The sequence below is a fragment of the Methylobacterium sp. WL8 genome (genome assembly GCF_008040045.1).
GTDB classification, from domain to species: domain Bacteria; phylum Pseudomonadota; class Alphaproteobacteria; order Rhizobiales; family Beijerinckiaceae; genus Methylobacterium; species Methylobacterium cerastii.
Map to the genome: position 1 here is coordinate 66,175 of NZ_VRVF01000011.1, position 18,232 is coordinate 84,406.

The window sequence follows — 18,232 nt, forward strand, 5'->3', positions numbered from 1 at the left end:
CTCAGTCGTCGTTAGCGCCGCCGGAGGCCTGCGCCTGGGCCTTCATCTCCTCCGAGAGAAGGGCCTGCGCCCCGCGCAGCACGATCTCGGTCTCGTTCGTGAGGTCGGCGACGACGAAGCCGTCGCCGGAGAGCGCCGGGTCGGCGCCGAGCGCGTGGCGGGCGAACCCGGCCTCGCCGACCGCGCGGTAGAACCAAGCCCCACCCTGCCAGTGCACCACCGCCTCCTCCGGCACCAGCACGCCGACGGCAGCCCGCGACGCGGTGATGAAGGCCAGCGTGCTCATGCCTGGCAGGAGCCCGCTGTCGCCGGACACGGTGTAGAACGCGCTCAAGCCCTGGATGCGCTGGTCGGTGCGGGTCGCGGCCGAGACGAAACGCAGGGGCACGCGCTCGCTCTGCGGGGGCACCTCGGCGAAGGCCGCGCCGGGCGGGCCCTTCAGTGCCTCCCCCGGCGGCAACGTCACCTGAACCAGGAAGTCGGCGCGCTCGATCAGTCGGGTCACGAGGCCAGAGCGCTCGACGATGCCGCGGCCGATCACCGGGCCCCATTCCTGCTGCGCGGTGGCACTCAGCGTCCGCACCTGCGACTGCGCGGCGGCGAGCGCCGCCTGGTCGGTCTGGAACGTGCCCTCGGTGGTCTCGATCTGCACCTGCGTGGCGTAGGCCCCGAGCGACTTGGCGCGCTGGAACGCGGCGCGCGAGACCTCGACCCGCGCCTGCGCCGTCTGCAGCTGCGCCGTCGCGGTGGCATAAGAGTTCGTCAGCTCGGTCACCCGCGCGAGGTCGAGGACGCTGCCGTAGGCCTGGATCTCGATCGGATGCGATTCGGATGGGCGCCGGGCGGTCTCGAGCCCGATGCGGGCGCGCTCCTCCGGCGTCAGCACCACGACGACGCGCCCGCCCTCGATCGCGGTGCGCTGGGCCGCCGGAAGGTGCGGCGGCCGCGGCGCGACGGGCGCGCGCTGCGCCTCGACGCCGACGATCCGCGAGGCCGCCCGCCGGATCTCGTCGCCGGCCAGGAGGGCCGCGACGCCCAAGGCCGCCAGCCCGATCGCCCCACCCCAGATCCAACCGGAGGTCCGCCGCTGCCGCACCCGATCCATCCCCCCGAACACGCGGCTATCCTGCCGCCTCACCTTGAGGATGGCATTACCACACGATCCCGGTTTCGATTGCCGAATTGTCCCGAATTTCGCGCGATGTTTCTGCCGCTCTCCCTCAACGCCCCATCAGGGCGTCGACATGCGCGGAGACCGAGCGGCCGAGGCCGTCGAGGCTGTAGCCGCCCTCCAGCATCGAGACGAGGCGGCCGCCGGCATGGCGGTCGGCGACCTCCATCAGCTTGCGCGTGGCCCAGCCGAAGTCGGCTTCGGTCAGGCGGAGGTTGGCCAGCGGGTCGAGGTGGTGGGCGTCGAAGCCCGCCGACAGGATGATCACGTCGGGGGCGAAAGCCTCGACGCGTGCGAGGATGCCGGCCTCGAAAGCCTCGCGGAAGATCGCCCCATCGTCGCCCGGGCGCAGGGGCACGTTGACGATGGTATCCTTCGCGCCGCGCTCGGAGGCGGCGCCGGTGCCGGGAAACAGCGGCATCTGGTGGGTCGAGGCGTACATCACGTCGGCGTCGTCCCAGAAGATGTCCTGCGAGCCGTTGCCGTGGTGCACGTCCCAGTCGACCAGCGCGACGCGGCTCGCACCCTTGGCGCGCGCATGGCGCGCGGCGATGGCGGCGTGGTTGAACAGGCAGAAGCCCATCGCGCGGGTGCGCTCGGCGTGGTGGCCGGGCGGGCGCATGGCGACGAAGGCGTTGCTGCACTCGCGCCCCATCACCGCGTCGACCGCGAGGATGCCGCCGCCGACGGCGCGCAGCGTCGCCTCCAGGCTGCCCGGCGACATCAGCGTATCCGAATCGATCGCGACCATCCCCTCCTTCGGGGCGGCGGCGACGATGGCCTCGACGTACTCGGCCGGGTGGGCGAGCGTTGCGACCGAGGCCTCGGCCTGGGACGCCATGGTGCGCACGAGGCCGGCGAACCGCTCGTTCTCCAGCACGCGCTCGATCGCGCGGATGCGGTCGGGCCGCTCGGGATGTCCCTCGGGCACGGCGTGGTCGAGGGCCGCCGGGTGGCTCACGTACAGGGTCGTCACGATCATCCCTCCGGCTCGCGCACGCCGTCGCGCCGCGGACGCAGCTGTCGCAACCGGGCAACAGCCTTTGGCATTGTGCCCGCGGGCAACGCAGGAGGCTACGCCGAAGTGCCACCTGCGCCTATGCTCCGATCAGTTTCCGTCAACTCTGGTTCGAACGGCGGAGACGTGCTCGAGAGACGTCCGACATGCGCTTCGCCCCGATCATCGCGTGTGCCGTGCTGCTTTCGGGTTGCAACTTCAAGGCGGTGCCCGATCCGACCCTGTCGGCGCGGGACACCGCCTTCATGGCTTTGGTGCCGGACGCCGAGTTCGATCCGCACTTCGCCCGCTACCAAGTGACCGATCCGACGAAGGAGCGGCCCGGCACCATCGTGATCGAGACGATGGAGCGGCAGCTCTACCTCGTGCTGCCCGACGGCAAGGCGATGCGCTACGGCGTCACCGTGGGCGACGAAGCCTACGGCTGGAAGGGCACCGCCACGGTCGACCGCAAGGCGGAGTGGCCGGCTTGGAACCCGCCGGCCGAGATGGTCAAGCGCTGGCCGCACGTGCACCCGATGCAGGGCGGCCCCGGCAACCCCCTCGGCGCCCGCGCCCTCTACCTCTCCGACAAGGGGCGCGACACGCTCTACCGCATTCACGGCACCAACGAGCCGGAGAAGATCGGCCAGGCCGCCTCGTCCGGCTGCATCCGCATGCGCAACATCGACGTGGTCGACCTGTTCAACCGCGTACCGGTGGGTGCGACGGTGATCGTGCGCTGACGCGTGACCCTCGAGCAGTCTCCTCGCATCATTCCCGGGCTGCGAAGCTGCGAGCGGAATTCAGAACCGCTGACGCCAGCCAGATCCGACGCCGTCGGCGGTTCTGGATTCCGGGCTCGCCTGCGGCGCCCCGGAATGACGGAGCGAGCGGTCAGCGAATGGCGCTCCATCCACGCTCATAGAGAGCGGGCAGCCGTCGTCCGGTCTCGGTCGAAGCCGACATTCCGCCCGAAAAAAGCAAGATTCCCGAAACGCTCATTCGTGAGCACGCTTTAACCTGAACGCCGGTTCAGATTTGGCCGTTAACTTCTCAAGACGATCTGCCTCGTACAGTCCAATACATACGAGGACAGGCGGCGACCGAACAAAGGTCGCAGGAGAATTCGGTCATGATCAACGTTTCTCTTCAAGACTTCTGCAACCATGCCGTCGCCGAGGGCCGCATCACACCGGCCGACGTGAAGGCCCTGCTGCGCGACGTGCTGCCGGACGGGATCGCCCATCGCGACGAGGCCGACATACTGATCGCCCTGGAGCGGGCGGTGCCCGACGCGGACACGGCCTTCGCCGACGCGCTGGTCGCCCTGGTCGTCGATTTCGCGGTCTGGGGCGAGCGTCCCTCGGGCTACGTAGACCGCGCCGTCGCCGCCTGGCTCTCCGCGTCGCTCGCCGGCCATACCGGCCCGACGCCGGCCGGCGCGCGCATCGCCGTCGAGATCGTCCGCGAGGCGGAGGGCAGCGCCGAGGCGCTGATGGCGTTCGCGCTGGACGCCAACCGCTGGACCCGCGAGCCGGCCAAGGCCGACCGGCCGCGCTTCGCCCGCGCGGCGTGAACTTGCTGCGGGCGCTTACAGCCTGACCTTGCAGCTTGAACCGGAGCCAAAAACTTTTCACCGCCGGGGCCGCGCCCTCGGCCTCCGGCACAGCTTCCGTCGCCTCGTGATCTGCTTTAACGGGAACGTTCTGTCCGGCTCACGCCAAGCCGGCTCCTGAAGACGACCTGATTCGAGCGCGCCAAAAGATGTTCGACAAGATCCTGATCGCAAACCGGGGCGAGATCGCCTGCCGCGTCATCAAGACGGCGCGACGCATGGGCATCAAGACCGTGGCGGTCTACTCGGACGCCGACCGTGACGCGGTGCACGTTGCGATGGCCGACGAGGCCGTCCACATCGGCCCGGCGGCGGCGTCGCAGTCGTACCTCGTCATCGAGAAGATCATCGACGCCTGCAAGCAGACGGGCGCGCAGGCGGTGCATCCGGGCTACGGCTTCCTGTCTGAGCGCGAGGCCTTCGCCAACGCGCTCGCCGAAGCCAACATCGTCTTCATCGGGCCGAACCCCGGCGCCATCGCTGCGATGGGCGACAAGATCGAATCGAAGAAGGCGGCGGCGGCCGCCGACGTCTCGACGGTGCCGGGCTTCCTCGGCGTGATCGAGAGCCCCGAGCACGCGGTCGAGATCGCCGACGGCATCGGCTACCCGGTGATGATCAAGGCCTCGGCCGGCGGCGGCGGCAAGGGCATGCGCATCGCCTACGCCTCGGGCGAAGTCGCGGAGGGCTTCGCCCGCGCCAAGTCCGAGGCCGCGTCGTCCTTCGGCGACGACCGCGTGTTCATCGAGAAGTTCATCACCGACCCGCGCCACATCGAGATCCAGGTGATCGGCGACAAGCACGGCAACGTGGTCTACCTCGGCGAGCGCGAATGCTCGATCCAGCGCCGCAACCAGAAGGTCATCGAGGAGGCGCCGTCGCCGCTCCTCGACGAGGCCACCCGCCGGAAGATGGGCGAGCAGGCCGTCGCCCTGGCGAAGGCCGTAGCCTACGATTCCGCCGGTACCGTCGAGTTCGTCGCCGGCCAGGACAAGTCGTTCTACTTCCTCGAAATGAACACCCGCCTCCAGGTGGAGCATCCGGTCACCGAGATGATCACCGGCGTCGACCTGGTCGAGCTGATGATCCGGGTCGCCTACGGCGAGACGCTGCCGCTCACGCAGGACCAGGTGAAGCTCGACGGCTGGGCGGTGGAGAGCCGCGTCTACGCCGAGGACCCGACCCGCAACTTCCTGCCCTCGATCGGCCGGCTCACCACCTACCGGCCGCCGGAGGAGGGCGAGTTCGGCAACGGCAAGGTCCGCAACGACACCGGCGTGGAGGAGGGCGGCGAGATCGCGATCCACTACGATCCGATGATCGCCAAACTCGTGACCTGGGCGCCGACCCGTGCGGCAGCGATCGAGCTGCAGGCCGAGGCGCTCGACGCCTTTGCCATCGACGGCATCCGCCACAACATCCCGTTCCTCGCCGCCCTGATGGCGCATCCGCGCTGGCGCGAGGGCGCGCTGTCGACCGGCTTCATCGCCGAGGAATTCCCGGAGGGGTTCTCCGCGCCCGAGCCGAAGGGTGCGGTGGCCCAGCGGATGATGGCGGCGGCGGCCGCGATCGACCACAAGCTCAATGCGCGCAAGCGCGGCATCTCCGGCCAGATGCGCGACCCGGGCCTGCTGCATTTCGAGCGCGACCGCGTTGTGATGCTGGCGGGCGAAGCCTTCCCCGTCACCGTCGATCCGCACGAGGACGCGCTGGCGCAGAACTGCCTCGTCGTCACCGAGGCCGACGGCACCGCCCACGTGGTCGAGAGCGAGTGGCGCCCCGGCGAGCCGGTCTGGACCGGCACGATCGGCGCGCAGCGCGTCGCGATCCAGGTGCGTGGGCTGCTCAACGGCGTCGCGCTCCAGCACGCGGGCGCCGCGGCCGACGCCCGCGTCTACACCCGCCGCGAGGCGGAGCTCGCCGCGCTGATGCCGGTCAAGGAGGATGCCGGCTCGGGCAAGCAGGTGCTCTGCCCGATGCCCGGCCTCGTGAAGCAGATCCTGGTGAAGGAAGGCCAGGAAGTGAAGAACGGCGAGGCCATCGCCATCGTCGAGGCGATGAAGATGGAGAACGTGCTCCGCGCCGAGCGCGACGCCACCGTGGAGAAGATTCACGCCAAGGAGGGCGAGAGCCTCGCGGTCGACGCGGTGATCCTGGAATTCGCCTGATCGCCCCAGCATCCTGAGGCCGGCGCGGAATGAGCCTGATCCACAACGAGCAGACCAAACTGCTCGCCACCGGGCTCAACACCATCGCCGCGGCGTTCATCATCATCGGCGTCGTCACGCCGGTGACGGCTGTCAGCTTCGGTATCGCGAATGCTCCGAAACCGACCGGCGTCACCGTGTTCTTCGCGGCCGTCTGGCTTTGCACCGGTTTCGGCATACATTGGATCGCAAGACGCGTTCTACGGAGCCTCAAACCATGAACTCCGGCGAGATTTTCGTGATTTTCGTGATTCCGGCCACCATGCTGATGGTGGCCTACCTCGCGATGCGTGCCAACGAATGGGCTATCCGCCGCGACGACCAGAAATCCGGCAAGTAGCCAGTCGTCCATTTTCCGGTCGGGGGCCGGAATAGGAATGCCCCTCTACTTCGCCTACGGCGCGAACATGGACGCCGCCGCCATGGCCGCCCGCTGCCCGGCCTCGCGGCTGATCGGGCAGGGCCGGCTGCACCGCCACCGCTTCATCGTCATGCGCGAGGGCTACGCCTCGGTGGTGCGCGACGGGCGCCACACGGTCTGGGGCGTGCTGTGGGAGCTGGCGCTCGCCGACGTGCCGGCGCTCGACCGCTACGAGGGCGTCGCCGGCGGCCTCTACGTCAAGGCGGCGCAGCCTGTCGCGACCCCGGGCGGGGTCAAGCGCGTCTTGATCTATCTCGGCCGTTCCACCGCCTACGGCGTGCCGAAGCCGGGCTACCTCGAAGCGGTGCTTGCGGCGGGCGAGGCGGCGCAGCTGCCGCCAGCCTACCTGCGCGAGCTGCGCGGCTGGCGCCGCGGGCGTCCGACCGGGTTGTCCGGCCATGGATGAGAGCAGAAGCGTCGCCGTCGTGATCGTCGGCCGGGTGCAAGGCGTCGGCTATCGCGCCTGGACCCAGCGCGAGGCCGAGGCGCGCGGCCTGTCGGGGCACGTGCGCAACCGCGCGGACGGCGCGGTCGAGGCCACCTTCACCGGGGCGGCGGCCGCAGTCGACGCGATGGTGCAGGCCTGCCGGGCGGGGCCGCCGGGTGCGCATGTCGAGCGGGTCGAAACGCAGGCGGCGGAGCCGGAGCCCGATGTCGCCGGGTTCGCCATCCGACGCTGAGACGTCCGCGGATGGACCGAGCGCGCATGGACGGCCCGCTCTCGCGCGCCTCGACAGCGCGGGCCGGTCCAGGGTAGCCATCGCTTGGCCCTGCGGCAGGCGCGCCTGCCTGGCCGTCGGCGAAGCTCGAGCCGACGCTCCCCGGGACGATGACCGACCTGCCTTCCGCCTCGCTGCTCTCGGCCTACCTGCCTGCCGCCTTCTCGCCGATCGACCTCGGCGCGCTGATCTACTTCGTGCTGGCCTGGGTCGGGTACGGCCTCTCCGTCGGGCGCCTGCGCGGCCGGATGGTGTCGCTGAGCCAGATCATGAACGCGCAGCGCGAGGAGTGGGCGCGCCAGCTCATCGTCCGGGACAACCGCGTGGTCGACACCACGATCAACGCCTCGCTGCAGAACGGCACCGCCTTCTTCGCCTCGACCTCGCTGATCGCGCTCGGCGGCGTCCTGACCCTGTCGCGCTCCGGCGACGACGTGCTCAACCTGTTCGGCACGCTGCCCTTCGGCACGATCGCCACGCGCACGACCTGGGAGATCAAGGTCGCGGGCCTCGCCGTCGTGTTCGTGTATGCTTTCTTCAAGTTCGCCTGGGCCTACCGGCTGTTCAACTACAGCGCGATCCTGCTCGGCACGGTGCCGCCCAAGGGCTCGGGCGCGGGCGAGGCGGAGATGCTGCGCGCCGCGCGCCGGGTGGCGGCGATGAACACCGCGGCCGGCAGCCACTTCGCCCGCGGGCAGCGTGCGTTCTTCTTTGCGCTGGCCTATCTCGGCTGGTTCGTCAGCCCCTACTTCCTCGTCGCCTCCACGACGGGGGTCGTGCTCGTGATGTGGCGGCGCCAGTTCGTCTCCGAGATCCGCACGATCCTGCTCGCCGACGACGACCCGAAACGCCAAGGATCCCCGCCGTGAGCGACGACCGCACCGGAACCCGCAGCGAAGCCGCGATCGAGGAGACGATGCTGCGCCTCGTCGCCGAGCGCGGTCCCGGCAAGACGATCTGCCCGTCCGAGGTCGCCCGCGCGCTGGCCGGTCCGAACCCGGACCAGTGGAGCCCGCTGATGCAGCCGGTGCGGCGCATCGCCGTGCGCCTGACCAAGGCCGGCCGCCTCGCGATCCTGCGCAAGGGCAAGCCCGCCGACCCGGACGACTTCCGCGGCATCTACCGGCTGTCGCTGCCCGAAGCCTGATCCGGCCCAGGCAGCAGCGCGTCGGTGTAGCCGGCCAGCCGGTAGACCGCGAGGCCGATCCATTCCTTCACCGCGAGGTCGAGCACCAGCAGCCCCTCCGAGGCGAAGCTGCCGAAGCGCAACGCGTCGCGCGGGCCGCGGGTACGGTAGTCCACGGGGAAGGCGACGACGTCGAAGCCCGCCGCGCGGAAGCACCCGATCGCCCGCGGCATGTGGAAGGCGGAGGTGACCAGCAGCCAGCGCTCGCCCGGCTTCGGCTGGGCCATGGCGGCGGAGAACAGCGCGTTCTCACGGGTGTTGCGCGACCGGTTCTCCAGGATCAGCCGGGTGCGCGGCAGGCCGAGGGTGTCGGCGTCTCGGCTGACGATGTCGGCCTCGGCGATCGCCCCGTCGACGAGGCTGCCGCTGCCGCCGGAGAACATCAGCCGCGCCTGCGGATAGCGCCGCGCGAGGTCGGCCATGTAGACCGGCCGCTCGCCGGCATCGTTGACGACGACCTGGTTGCGCCCCGAAGACAGGCCGGCCTCGATCCCGCCGCCGAGCACGATGATCCCATCGGGCGGCCGGTCGTCGGCGAAGGCCGGGAAGCGCTGTTCCAGCGGCAGCACCGCCCAGGCCGAGAGCGGCGAGAGTCCGCCCGCGAGCAGGCCGAAGAGGCCGAACGCGCTCAAGGTGCCGCCGAGGCGCCGCCGCGCGGTCGCAAGCGTCAGCGCGACGCCGGCGAGCCCGACGAGGCAAAACAGGTTCGAGGGGGTGATCAGGAAGAAGATCACCTTCGAGAGCGGAAAGAACATCGGCGCGGGTCCGGCGGGCGTCGGCCCTCAGGACTTCGTCTCGGCCTCGTAGCGGGCCAGGGTCGCGGCGTCCGGCGGCAGCAGGGTGGCGAGGCTCGCGCCCTTCTCCGCCTCGCGGGTGAGCCAGAGGTCGAGGCGCTGCTGCTCGACGGCCTCCAGGGCCACCGCCTCGGCGATGTCGGCCGGGATCACCACCACGCCGTCCGGCCCGCCGACGACGACGTCGCCGGGATGCACCGCGGCGCCGGCGCAGGAGACCGGCTCGCCCGAGCCCGCGAGCTGCAGCGCGCCCTCGGCCGGCGCCGTCGCCGCGTCCCAGACCGCAAGCCCGCTTTCGGCCGCAAGCGCGCCGTCGGTGACGAGGCCGGCGGCGCCGCGGGCGGCGAGCCGCGCGGCCAGGATCGCGCCGAAGGGGAGGGCGAGCCCGGAACGGCCGGTGTCGACCACCACGACGGCGCCCTCGGGCACCGCTTCGACGGCTTGCGCGAGCGAGTGCGAGACCGCGCCCCGCGACGGGATCATCCGCAGCGTCACGGCCGGCCCGACGGCGCGGCCGGAGCCGGCGAGGCCGGAGAGCGAGCAGGCCGGCACGCCGCGGCGCGCCAGGGCGCGGGCGAGGCTCGCCACGGTGACCGCGGAGAGGGCGTCGCGCAGGGTCGGATCGAGGGCCATCGAGGTGCAATCTCCGGGCGGGCCGCATGGCGCCCGCGTGGCTCAAACTGGGTCGCGCGGGTGCGCGGGCAAGGCGGGTCGGCGAGGAGGTTCGAACGTCAGCTGATCGGCGCAGCGAAGATCCGGGCGGCGGCGGGGCGCTGCGCGAGCGCATCGTACCAGCGCCGGATCTCCGGCCGCTCGACGCGCTCGGCCGGCAGGGCGAGCCAGCGGTGGGCGGCGCAGCCCAGCGCGATGTCGGCGATCGAGAAGCGCGCGCCGACGACGAAGGCGCGGCCGGCCAGATGCCGGTCGAGGATCGCGGCGAGCGCCTCCGACCGTTCTAGCGAATCGGCGATCAGCGCGTGGTCGCGGGTCTCCGGCGTCGCACGGTAGAGCTGCCAGAAGGCGTCGCGCATCGCCGGGGTGAAGCTCGTCGCCTGCCAGTCGAGCCATTGCTGGACCTGCGCCCGCTCGCGCCGGTCGTCGGGCAGGCGCAACGCGCCCTCCGCCCCGTCGGCGAGGTAGCGCAGGATCGCGTTCGACTCCCAGAGCGCGAAACCGTCCTCCTGCAGCACCGGCACCAGGCCGTTCGGGTTCATCGCCCGGTAGGCGGGGTCCGCGACCACGCCGTGCGCACCGCCGGCCTCGACCCGCTCGTAAGCCAGGCCGGATTCGTCGAGGCCCCACAGGGCCTTCTGCACGTTGACGGAGTTCGCCCGCCCCCAGAGCCTGCGCATCGGCTTAGTCCCGCTCGCTCATCTTCGGGGGGTAGGCGTGCACGCCGCCGTTCGGATCGGTGACCCGGGTGCCGCCGCGATCCGCCGCGACGTAGCCCGGGCCGACCGGCACCTTGCCGTGGCCTCCGGGGATGTCGAGGACGTAGGTCGGCTGGGCCAGCCCCGAGAGCCGGCCGCGGAGCGTGCGCATCAGCGCCTGCCCGGCGTCGAGGCCGGTGCGCAGGTGGGCGGTGCCGGGCGCGAGGTCGCCATGGTGCAGGTAGTACGGCTTGATCCGGTTCTCGACGAAGGCCCGCATCAGCGCCTCCAGCACCGTGGCGTCGTCGTTGATGCCGGCCAGCAGCACCGTCTGGCTCACCATCGGGATGCCGGCGTCGACCAGCCGCGCGCAGGCGGCCTGCGCCTCGGCGCCGAACTCGCGGGCGTGGTTGGCGTGCAGGGCCACGAACACCGCCCGGCCGAATCCTTTCAGCGCCGCGACGAGGGTGTCCGTCACCAGGGCGGGGCTCACCACCGGCACCCGCGTGTGAACGCGCAGGACCTTGACGTGCGGGATGGCGCCTAGGCGCCGCGCGATGTCGGCGAGGCGCCGCGGCGAGAGCGCGAACGGGTCTCCGCCGGTGAGCACGACCTCCCAGATCGCCGGGTCGGCTGCGATGTAGGCCAGCGCCGCGTCCAGCTCGGCCTCGCTCAGCGTGCCCGCGCCCTCCGGCCCGACCACCTCGCGGCGGAAGCAGAAGCGGCAATAGACCGGGCAGACGTGGAGCGGCTTCAGAAGCACCCGGTCCGGGTAGCGGTGGACGAGGCCGGGCAGCTTCTCGTGGACCGCGTCGCCGATCGGGTCGGCCCGCTCCTCGGGCGCCGTCACGACCTCTTCGGCGCGGGGCACGAACTGGCGGGCGATCGGGTCGTGCGGATCGGACGGGTCGATCAGCTCGGCCATGTCCGGCGTGATCGACACGGCGTAGCGCGCGGCCACCGCCCGCAGGGCCGGCAGCTCGGCCGGGGAGACCAGCCCCGCCGCGGCGAGGTCGTCCGGGCTGCGAAGCGGGCGGTTCATCGCGTCCCGCCCGCCACGGGCGTCCAGATCACGTCCTCGATATGCGGCGCGCCGGCGGCCAGCATCACCAGGCGGTCGAAGCCGAGCGCGCAGCCGGACGCCTCCGGCATGACGGCCACCGCCGCGAGGAAGTCGGCGTCGATCGGGTAGGTCTCGCCGTAGACGCGCTCTTTCTCCGCCATCTCGGCGGAAAAGCGCCGGCCCTGCTCGGCGGCGTCGGTCAGCTCGCCGAAGGCGTTGGCGAGCTCGACGCCGCAGGCATAGAGCTCGAAACGCTCCGACACCCGCGGGTCGTCAGCGCTCGGCCGCGCCAACGCCGCCTCGCTGACCGGGTACTCGCACAGGATGGTCGGGCGCCCTTGGCCAAGATGCGGCTCGATCCGCGCCACGAGCACGCGGCTGAACAGGTCGGCCCAGGTGTCGTCGTCCGCGACGCGAAGGCCCGCCCGCGCGACGGCCGCCGCGAGCCCTTCGCGATCGGTCGCGTCGTCAGGGGACACCGTCGCGAGAAGGTCGATCCCCGCATGCCGGTCGAAGGCCTCGGCCAGCGTCAGCCGCTCGGGCTCGGCGAAGGGATCGCAGGTCCGGTCGCGATGGCGCAGCCGCGCCGTCCCGGCGGTCTCGGCCGCGAGCCGCAGGAGGTCGGCGCAGTCGGCCATCAGCACGGCGTAGGGCTCGGCCGCCCGATACCATTCGAGCATCGTGAACTCGGGATGGTGCAGCGGCCCGCGCTCGCGGTTGCGGAAGACGTGGCCGAGGCTGAACAGCCGCGATTCACCGGCCGCCAGCAGCTTCTTGCAGGCGAATTCTGGCGAGGTGTGGAGGTAGAGCGGCGCACGCAAGCCGTCGCCGCCGATCGCCTCGGTGGCGAAGGCGGAGAGGTGCGCCTCGTTGCCGGGCGAGACCTGGAGGCAGGCGGCTTCGACCTCGACGAAGTCGCGCGCCGCGAAGTGGCCGCGGAACGCATGGGCGATGCGGTTGCGCAGCAGCAGCAGCGGGCGCCGGTCGGCGTGCCGGTGCGGCGCCCACCAGGGGGAGGGGGCGTTCGTCACCGGGCAGCCCTGCACAGAGAGGCCCTGCACAGAGAGGCCCTGCACCGAGCGGACCTTGGATCGGCGGATCGGACGTTTCCGGCTTCGAACACGCGCGCTCCCGGCGGACCGATACTGGCGCGGCTGGCAACCGGGCCGCGGATAGGATAGTGCCGGAGCCCGATATCGCTCTCGAGGGATATGCCTCTCCCGCGGGGCACCGCGCTAGGCGCGCGAACCCCGCCTTGTCAACGCAGGACCTGACCCCGTGAAGGTGATCGCTTCTACCCTCCGCAAGGGCAACGTCGTCGAGAAGGACGGCAAGCTCTACGTGATCCTGTTCGCGGAGAACATCCATCCCGGCAAGGGCACCCCGGTGACGCAGCTCGACATGCGCCGCATCACCGACGGCGTGAAGGTGTCCGAGCGCTACCGCACCACCGAGCAGGTCGAGCGCGCCTTCGTCGAGGACAAGGAGCACACCTTCCTCTACAGCGACGGCGAAGGGTTCCACTTCATGAACCCCGAGAGCTACGAGCAGATCCAGGTTCCGCCCGACGTGGTCGGCGACGCCGCCCCCTACCTGCAGGAGGGTATGGCCGTGATGGTCTCGCAATACAACAACGTGGCGCTGACGATCGAGCTGCCGCAGCGCGTGGTCCTCGAAGTGGCCGAGACCGAGCCGGCGATGAAGGGGCAGACCGCCTCCTCCTCCTACAAGCCGGCCACCCTCTCGAACGGCGTCCGCACCACCGTGCCGCCTCACATCGCCACCGGCACCCGCATCGTGGTGATGACCGCCGACGGCGCCTACGTCGAGCGCGCCAAGGACTGACAGACCTCGGCCTTCGAGCGATCTACGGCGCCGGCGCCGTGCCCTCGGAGGCCTCGTAGCAGCGTTGCGAGAGGCCCTGCGCCCGCACCCGCTCGGGCGCGGTGAAGCCGCGGCCCTCCACCGACCACAGGCCTTCCTTACGCAGGGCGTCGCCGGTGCAGCGGGCCGCGATCCGGCACGAAGCCGGCTCGCCGCCGGTGCGGGTGCAGGTCTCGACGTAGTCCGCCCGGAACTTCGCCAAACCGGCACGGGGATGCGGCCCGGTCACCGCGACGAGGCCGGTCAGCGCACCCAGAAGCAGCGGCTGGTGTAGGAGATAGATCGTCAGGCTGTGGCGCCCGGCGAAGGCCGCCGCCCGCGCGCCCCGGCTGCGCGGCCGCCAGAGCCCGGGCCGCGAGCGCGCGAACCGGGGCAGGGCGATCCGCCCGAGGGCCACGCCGAACAGCACGATCCCGAACCAGGGGAACAGCGGCACGTAGTCGTTGGTCTGCGGCGTCAGCCGGCCGAGGCCGAGGAAGAACAGCGCGGGCGCGTCGAGGGCCGGGTGCGCCGCGAGGTGTGGCAGCGCCACGACCAGGGCGCCGGCCAGGGCCGTCACGATCGCCGGCACGAACAGGAACGGCAGCGCCAGCACGCTCGACGCCGCGATGCAGTGCAGGATGCCGAAGAAGATGAAGCTGTCGGGAAAGGCGAAGTATGTCGCGACCGTGATCAGGATCGCGGCCCCGCCGACCCGCAGCAGCCGCAGCAGGGTCGGCCGCAACCGCACGCCGCGCCCGTTCATCAGCACGAGGCCGACCCCGACCAGCACCAGGAACGAGCCGGCGATGACGTGCGCCGCGATCCGCCCGGCGGGCGACAGCGCTGCGTTCTCAGGCGTGAGGCGGAGGTAGCCGAGGTCCCAGGTCAGGTGGTAGGCGGCCATCGCTGCGAGCGCGGCCGCGCGCGCCGCGTCGATCGCGGGGATGCGGCCGGGCGCGGATGTCGGCGCGTCCGGTGAAGAGGCCGGGACGGGGGCAAGCGGGGGATCGGATCGCATGCCGGGCCCTAAGCATCATTCGCCGGGCGCGGCCATGGCCGGCGTCGAAATTCCTGCGCGGGACCAGGCCTCGGCCACTCATCCCAGCCCTGCCGCAACGCAGCAACAATCACGAGAATGTGACCGCGCTCGGTTGTCTTCACCGAGGGCCTTCGCCATCGGCAGGCCGGCGCAAAAGCGTGAGTCCCGACACGGACTTGGGCCGAACGCCGACGCGCCGGACCGCCGCAAAACCTTGGAAAATCGCGCCGATTCCCCGGCCGCTGCAACCGGACGCAGCAGGGCTGCCGGGCAAAGAGGCTTTCGCCGCCTCAAGACTTCGTTAATCCTGAGGCCGAAACGCACGTCGCGATTCGGTGTAGGTTGCTTATCGACATGTCTGACGGGTTCGGATCAGGGCCGGCGAGCGTACGGACGGACGGGGTGGGCATCGGCACCTCGCCGCAGGGCGAGGTCGACGAGCCCCTCGACCTCGTCGAGGTCTCGGGCCGGATCAAGTGGTTCGACGTCGCCAAGGGGTTCGGCTTCATCGTCCCGGACGACGGCATGCCGGACGTGCTGCTCCACGTCACCTGCCTGCGCCGCGACGGGCACCAGAACGCGAGCGAGGGCGCCCGCATCGTGGTCGAGGCGACCGAGCGCGCCCGCGGCTGGCAGGCCTTCCGCGTGCTGTCGCTCGACCAGTCCTCGGCGACCCACCCGTCCGAGCTGCCGATGCCGCGGACCCATGTCAGCGTGACGCCGACGAGCGGGCTCGAGACCGCCGTGGTGAAGTGGTTCAACCGCCTGCGCGGCTTCGGATTCCTGACGCGGGGCGACGGCACGCCTGACATCTTCGTCCACATGGAGACCCTGCGGCGCTACGGTATCGCCGAATTGAAGCCCGGCGAGACGGTGCTCGTGCGATACGGCGACGGCTCCAAGGGCGTGATGGCCGCCGAGGTCCGGCTGCCCGACGGAGCCGTCCCGTCCTCGCATTGATGGTGCTCCGCTTGTCTCGCGTTCGAAACCTCCTCGCCGGCGGCCTCGCCCTCGGGCTTCTCGGCATGCCCGCGCTCCTACCGGCCATGGCTCCGGCCTCAGCTCAAGGCGCGCAGCAGGCCAAGGCTCAGACCGAGCCGCTCAGCATCCGTTCGAAGGACGGCACCCACCGCTTCGACGTCGAGGTGATGCGCGACGACGCCGGGCGCACCCGCGGCTTGATGTTCCGCCGCACCATGGCGCCGAACCACGGCATGCTGTTCGATTTCGAGCGGTCCGAGCCGGTCGCGATGTGGATGAAGAACACCTACCTGCCGCTCGATATGGTGTTCATCCGCGCCGACGGCACCATCGCCCGGGTCGCGGCCGACACCGAACCGCTCTCCACCGCCATCGTCGCCTCGCCCGAGCCGGTGCTGTCGGTGCTGGAGCTCAACGCCGGGACCGCCGCCCGTCTCGGGATCAAGGCCGGCGACCGCGTCGAGCACCCTCTGTTCCACGGCCGCTGAGCCAGAGCGCCGACGCGCTCCGAAAATATGAACGCATCGAGAACATCGCGCTTGACGCCCGTTCCGTTGCGGATCAGTGTTCTTCGTATGTTCCACGCGGAACGGGCGCGCGATCGTCGCGCCTCTCCCGCGAAGGTGGCGAGGATCCCGATGATCGACGCAGCTATCGCCCCGTGCGCCAAGGCCGTCCTGTTCCGTAACGCCGACTGGACGCTGTCGGGCGAAGGCCTCGAGCACCGCACGACCGGCTACTTCATCGGCCGCGACGTGCTCGGCGCCCGGCGCGCCGAGGGCCTTTGGGACTGGCCGCTGCAGATGGCCGAGAAGAGCTGGTGCCGGCCGAGCCTGTTCCGCGAGGCGTTCCTGACCGCGCTCGACCGGTTCGGCATCGCCCGCGACGCCGGCCTCGGCCAGGCCTTCGCCCTCGGCTTCGGCTTCCGCGCCGGGCAGGCTCAAGAGACGGACGGGTTCGTCGCACTCGCCGACCTGCTGCGACCGCAGCCCGCGCCGCGGCCGGTGCCGGTGCCGGCGCGGCGTTCGGCGCGGATGTCCGCCGGCGCCTGAGCGTCCCGTCCTGACGGCGCCCCACGGTTGACCCGAGGCCGGCGACATGATGCGCTCGTTTGAGGGTTCGAGGAGCACGGCATGACGGACGGCGACGTAGACGGCAACGCGGGTCTCGACGGGTTGATCGTCCCGCCCCTGTCGCGCCGGGGCTTCGTGATGACGAGCCTGATCAGCGGTTTCACGCTCGCGGTGACGCCGGTGGAGGCGCAGGTCGTCCACACCGACGCCGCCGGGATCGAGGCGGGCGAGGTGCAGATACCGGCGGCCGACGGGCCGATGCCCGGTTACCGCGCCGTGCCCGAGGGGCCGGGGCCGTTCCCCCTGGTTCTTGTGGTCGAGGAGATCTTCGGCGTCCACGAATACATCAAGGACATCTGCCGGCGCCTGGCCAAGGCCGGCTACTGCGCCGTGGCGCCGGAACTCTATGCCCGCCAGGGCGACCTGTCGCAGATGACCGATCCCAAGCTCATCATCCGCGACGTGATCTCGAAGACGCCGGACGCTCAGTGGATCGGCGACCTCGACGCCACGGTCGCCTGGGCGACCTCCGCCGCCAAGGGCGACGGGGCCCGCCTCGGGGTGATGGGCTGGTGCCGCGGCGGCCGCGCCGCCTGGCTCTACGACGCCCACCGCCGCGATCTGAGGGCGGCCGTGGCCTGGTACGGCCCGCTCGGCGGCGACCCCACCGACATCCAGCCGCGCAGCGCCGGCTCGGTCGCCGCCGCGTTGAACGCGCCGCTGCTCGGCCTCTACGGGGGCGGCGACACCGGCATCCCGGTCGCCTCGGCCGAAGCCGCGCGCGACGCAGCGAACGCCGCCGGCAAGCGCGTGGAACTCGTCGTCTACCCGGACGCCCCGCACGGCTTCCACGCCGACTACCGGCCGAGCTACCGCAAGGACGCCGCGGAGGACGGCTGGCGTCGCGCCCTCGCGTTCCTGAAGGCGAACGGCGTCGGCTGAAGCCGCCGGGTCGGGGCGCCGCGACCAGCGCTCACGGAGGTCTCCGGCCCGTCCTTCACGGCTGTGTGCCCTATCCGACACGGTGGGCCGGACCGGTTTATGCCAGGATGCGCCGTGGCGGCCCGTGCACGCACGGATCGGCCTGCCGTGCGCATCGACGATGGCGATGACCGACCGATCCGAGGGGCCGACCATCCGGCCCGCCTAGAGTGTCCGGCCATGACCGACGTGACTTCGCCTGGACGGAAGCCCGTGATCCTCGTCGTGGAGGATCAGCCGGACGAGCGCTTCCTCGCCGCCACCCTCCTGGAGGAGACCGGCTTCACCGTGATCGAGGCGGAGACCGCCGAGGGGGCGCTCGCCATCCTGAACGATCGCGGCGACGAGGTCAGCGTCGTGTTCTCGGACGTGCGCACGCCCGGGCCGATCGGCGGTTTTGAGTTGGCTCGGATCATCGGCGTCACTTGGCCGCGGGTGCGGGTGCTCCTCACTTCGGGCGACGCCGGCGACCAGCCGAGCGACCTGCGGGTCTCGGCGACCTTCATCCCGAAACCGTGGCGGGCCGAGGACATCCTGGCCTGGGTCGAGCAGGCGGCGGGGCGGCCCGCCGGGTCGGGCTCGGGCCCCTCGGTGATCGGCCCCGGCGGGACGCTGATCCCACATTCGCCCGAACCCTGAGCCCCGCAATGGGCAGCCCCGCCCGGTGGACGGGCCGCCGTGTGAACGTCGGCGCCTCGTCGCCTGCGCCGAATCTGCTATGCAGTCCCGCGAGCGGACCGCCGCAA

The 18,232-nt window shown here is 71.3% G+C and carries 23 protein-coding genes; 15 read left to right on the forward strand and 8 right to left on the reverse strand.

Annotated elements, in window-relative coordinates:
- Position 1: 1 nt before the first annotated feature.
- Complete coding sequence (locus FV234_RS06575; protein ID WP_246686128.1) at positions 2-1,117, reverse strand: efflux RND transporter periplasmic adaptor subunit; 1,116 nt, start codon at positions 1,115-1,117, stop codon at positions 2-4.
- 103 nt (positions 1,118-1,220) lie between these two features.
- A complete protein-coding gene (locus FV234_RS06580; RefSeq protein WP_147828459.1) occupies positions 1,221-2,147 on the reverse strand; it encodes a histone deacetylase family protein in 927 nt (308 codons plus the stop codon).
- Between the two features lie 188 nt (positions 2,148-2,335).
- Here FV234_RS06580 and FV234_RS06585 point away from each other — a divergent pair, with 188 nt between their 5' ends.
- The 9 genes from FV234_RS06585 (at position 2,336) to FV234_RS06620 (ending at position 8,280) form a co-directional block, all read left to right on the forward strand.
- A complete protein-coding gene (locus tag FV234_RS06585) occupies positions 2,336-2,914 on the forward strand; it encodes a L,D-transpeptidase (protein WP_147753780.1) in 579 nt (192 codons plus the stop codon).
- 389 nt (positions 2,915-3,303) lie between these two features.
- A complete protein-coding gene (locus FV234_RS06590; RefSeq protein WP_147828460.1) occupies positions 3,304-3,747 on the forward strand; it encodes a hypothetical protein in 444 nt (147 codons plus the stop codon).
- A gap of 188 nt (positions 3,748-3,935) precedes the next feature.
- Positions 3,936-5,954 carry an acetyl/propionyl/methylcrotonyl-CoA carboxylase subunit alpha gene (locus FV234_RS06595; RefSeq protein ID WP_147828461.1) on the forward strand — a complete coding sequence of 673 codons (2,019 nt, stop codon included), beginning with the start codon at positions 3,936-3,938 and terminating at the stop codon, positions 5,952-5,954.
- A 29-nt stretch (positions 5,955-5,983) separates the two neighbouring features.
- Positions 5,984-6,214, forward strand: coding sequence for a hypothetical protein (locus tag FV234_RS06600; RefSeq protein WP_147828462.1), 231 nt, complete (start codon positions 5,984-5,986; stop codon positions 6,212-6,214).
- The gene (locus tag FV234_RS26920) at positions 6,211-6,333 is read left to right on the forward strand and encodes a hypothetical protein (protein ID WP_281407948.1); all 123 of its coding nucleotides are present in this window, start codon (positions 6,211-6,213) and stop codon (positions 6,331-6,333) included. Before FV234_RS06600 ends, FV234_RS26920 begins: the two co-directional genes overlap by 4 nt.
- Positions 6,334-6,370: 37 nt before the next feature.
- Positions 6,371-6,820 carry a gamma-glutamylcyclotransferase gene (locus FV234_RS06605; RefSeq protein ID WP_147828463.1) on the forward strand — a complete coding sequence of 150 codons (450 nt, stop codon included), beginning with the start codon at positions 6,371-6,373 and terminating at the stop codon, positions 6,818-6,820.
- Positions 6,813-7,094 carry an acylphosphatase gene (locus FV234_RS06610; RefSeq protein WP_147753775.1) on the forward strand — a complete coding sequence of 94 codons (282 nt, stop codon included), beginning with the start codon at positions 6,813-6,815 and terminating at the stop codon, positions 7,092-7,094. The genes FV234_RS06605 and FV234_RS06610 overlap by 8 nt, the downstream gene beginning before the upstream one ends.
- 149 nt (positions 7,095-7,243) lie before the next feature.
- Positions 7,244-8,002, forward strand: coding sequence for a DUF599 family protein (locus FV234_RS06615; RefSeq protein ID WP_147753774.1), 759 nt, complete (start codon positions 7,244-7,246; stop codon positions 8,000-8,002).
- A gap of 47 nt (positions 8,003-8,049) precedes the next feature.
- The gene (locus FV234_RS06620; RefSeq protein WP_147753783.1) at positions 8,050-8,280 is read left to right on the forward strand and encodes a DUF3253 domain-containing protein; all 231 of its coding nucleotides are present in this window, start codon (positions 8,050-8,052) and stop codon (positions 8,278-8,280) included.
- Here the strand turns inward: FV234_RS06620 and FV234_RS06625 are convergent.
- The 5 genes from FV234_RS06625 to epmA form a co-directional block, all read right to left on the reverse strand.
- Positions 8,253-9,074, reverse strand: coding sequence for a YdcF family protein (locus tag FV234_RS06625; RefSeq protein WP_147828464.1), 822 nt, complete (start codon positions 9,072-9,074; stop codon positions 8,253-8,255). The genes FV234_RS06620 and FV234_RS06625 overlap by 28 nt on opposite strands.
- 27 nt (positions 9,075-9,101) lie before the next feature.
- Positions 9,102-9,746: a dimethylmenaquinone methyltransferase gene (locus tag FV234_RS06630; RefSeq protein ID WP_147828465.1), complete on the reverse strand. Its 645-nt coding sequence runs from the start codon at positions 9,744-9,746 to the stop codon at positions 9,102-9,104.
- A 98-nt stretch (positions 9,747-9,844) separates the two neighbouring features.
- Positions 9,845-10,465 carry a glutathione S-transferase gene (locus FV234_RS06635; protein WP_147762225.1) on the reverse strand — a complete coding sequence of 207 codons (621 nt, stop codon included), beginning with the start codon at positions 10,463-10,465 and terminating at the stop codon, positions 9,845-9,847.
- 4 nt (positions 10,466-10,469) lie between these two features.
- Complete coding sequence (locus FV234_RS06640) at positions 10,470-11,525, reverse strand: lysine-2,3-aminomutase-like protein (protein ID WP_147762224.1); 1,056 nt, start codon at positions 11,523-11,525, stop codon at positions 10,470-10,472.
- Positions 11,522-12,577: an EF-P lysine aminoacylase EpmA gene (gene epmA, locus FV234_RS06645; RefSeq protein ID WP_147828480.1), complete on the reverse strand. Its 1,056-nt coding sequence runs from the start codon at positions 12,575-12,577 to the stop codon at positions 11,522-11,524. Before epmA ends, FV234_RS06640 begins: the two co-directional genes overlap by 4 nt.
- Positions 12,578-12,824: 247 nt before the next feature.
- Here epmA and efp point away from each other — a divergent pair, with 247 nt between their 5' ends.
- The gene (efp, locus tag FV234_RS06650) at positions 12,825-13,391 is read left to right on the forward strand and encodes an elongation factor P (protein WP_147753769.1); all 567 of its coding nucleotides are present in this window, start codon (positions 12,825-12,827) and stop codon (positions 13,389-13,391) included.
- 22 nt (positions 13,392-13,413) lie between these two features.
- On the opposite strand, the gene FV234_RS06655 is transcribed toward efp, so the two are convergent.
- A complete protein-coding gene (locus FV234_RS06655; protein ID WP_147828466.1) occupies positions 13,414-14,430 on the reverse strand; it encodes a heparan-alpha-glucosaminide N-acetyltransferase in 1,017 nt (338 codons plus the stop codon).
- A 375-nt stretch (positions 14,431-14,805) separates the two neighbouring features.
- On the opposite strand from FV234_RS06655, the gene FV234_RS06660 reads away from it, so the two are divergent.
- The 5 genes from FV234_RS06660 (at position 14,806) to FV234_RS06680 (ending at position 18,125) form a co-directional block, all read left to right on the forward strand.
- Positions 14,806-15,411: a cold-shock protein gene (locus FV234_RS06660; protein WP_147828467.1), complete on the forward strand. Its 606-nt coding sequence runs from the start codon at positions 14,806-14,808 to the stop codon at positions 15,409-15,411.
- 65 nt (positions 15,412-15,476) lie between these two features.
- Entirely contained in the window at positions 15,477-15,920 is a 444-nt protein-coding gene (locus FV234_RS06665) for a DUF192 domain-containing protein (protein WP_238272177.1), read from the forward strand.
- A gap of 150 nt (positions 15,921-16,070) precedes the next feature.
- Positions 16,071-16,484, forward strand: a complete 414-nt coding sequence (locus FV234_RS06670) for a hypothetical protein (RefSeq protein ID WP_187273602.1) — start codon at positions 16,071-16,073, stop codon at positions 16,482-16,484.
- 81 nt (positions 16,485-16,565) lie between these two features.
- Positions 16,566-17,447, forward strand: coding sequence for a dienelactone hydrolase family protein (locus FV234_RS06675; protein ID WP_147828469.1), 882 nt, complete (start codon positions 16,566-16,568; stop codon positions 17,445-17,447).
- A 219-nt stretch (positions 17,448-17,666) separates the two neighbouring features.
- Positions 17,667-18,125, forward strand: coding sequence for a response regulator (locus FV234_RS06680; RefSeq protein ID WP_147753734.1), 459 nt, complete (start codon positions 17,667-17,669; stop codon positions 18,123-18,125).
- Positions 18,126-18,232: the final 107 nt, after the last annotated feature.

What these genes read in the sequence shown, in the direction of transcription:
- FV234_RS26920 (WP_281407948.1), top strand. Translation starts at nt 6,211, where the DNA reads ATGAACTCCGGCGAGATTTTCGTGATTTTCGTGATTCCGGCCACCATG.
- FV234_RS06620 (WP_147753783.1), top strand. Translation starts at nt 8,050, where the DNA reads ATGCTGCGCCTCGTCGCCGAGCGCGGTCCCGGCAAGACGATCTGCCCG.
- FV234_RS06585 (WP_147753780.1), top strand. Translation starts at nt 2,336, where the DNA reads ATGCGCTTCGCCCCGATCATCGCGTGTGCCGTGCTGCTTTCGGGTTGC.
- FV234_RS06660 (WP_147828467.1), top strand. Translation starts at nt 14,806, where the DNA reads ATGTCTGACGGGTTCGGATCAGGGCCGGCGAGCGTACGGACGGACGGG.
- FV234_RS06680 (WP_147753734.1), top strand. Translation starts at nt 17,667, where the DNA reads ATGACCGACGTGACTTCGCCTGGACGGAAGCCCGTGATCCTCGTCGTG.
- FV234_RS06640 (WP_147762224.1), bottom strand. Translation starts at nt 11,525, where the DNA reads ATGAACCGCCCGCTTCGCAGCCCGGACGACCTCGCCGCGGCGGGGCTG.
- FV234_RS06665 (WP_238272177.1), top strand. Translation starts at nt 15,477, where the DNA reads ATGCCCGCGCTCCTACCGGCCATGGCTCCGGCCTCAGCTCAAGGCGCG.
- FV234_RS06610 (WP_147753775.1), top strand. Translation starts at nt 6,813, where the DNA reads ATGGATGAGAGCAGAAGCGTCGCCGTCGTGATCGTCGGCCGGGTGCAA.
- FV234_RS06630 (WP_147828465.1), bottom strand. Translation starts at nt 9,746, where the DNA reads ATGGCCCTCGATCCGACCCTGCGCGACGCCCTCTCCGCGGTCACCGTG.
- FV234_RS06595 (WP_147828461.1), top strand. Translation starts at nt 3,936, where the DNA reads ATGTTCGACAAGATCCTGATCGCAAACCGGGGCGAGATCGCCTGCCGC.
- FV234_RS06590 (WP_147828460.1), top strand. Translation starts at nt 3,304, where the DNA reads ATGATCAACGTTTCTCTTCAAGACTTCTGCAACCATGCCGTCGCCGAG.
- FV234_RS06655 (WP_147828466.1), bottom strand. Translation starts at nt 14,430, where the DNA reads ATGCGATCCGATCCCCCGCTTGCCCCCGTCCCGGCCTCTTCACCGGAC.
- FV234_RS06625 (WP_147828464.1), bottom strand. Translation starts at nt 9,074, where the DNA reads ATGTTCTTTCCGCTCTCGAAGGTGATCTTCTTCCTGATCACCCCCTCG.
- FV234_RS06675 (WP_147828469.1), top strand. Translation starts at nt 16,566, where the DNA reads ATGACGGACGGCGACGTAGACGGCAACGCGGGTCTCGACGGGTTGATC.
- FV234_RS06600 (WP_147828462.1), top strand. Translation starts at nt 5,984, where the DNA reads ATGAGCCTGATCCACAACGAGCAGACCAAACTGCTCGCCACCGGGCTC.
- FV234_RS06670 (WP_187273602.1), top strand. Translation starts at nt 16,071, where the DNA reads ATGATCGACGCAGCTATCGCCCCGTGCGCCAAGGCCGTCCTGTTCCGT.
- FV234_RS06615 (WP_147753774.1), top strand. Translation starts at nt 7,244, where the DNA reads ATGACCGACCTGCCTTCCGCCTCGCTGCTCTCGGCCTACCTGCCTGCC.
- FV234_RS06605 (WP_147828463.1), top strand. Translation starts at nt 6,371, where the DNA reads ATGCCCCTCTACTTCGCCTACGGCGCGAACATGGACGCCGCCGCCATG.
- FV234_RS06635 (WP_147762225.1), bottom strand. Translation starts at nt 10,465, where the DNA reads ATGCGCAGGCTCTGGGGGCGGGCGAACTCCGTCAACGTGCAGAAGGCC.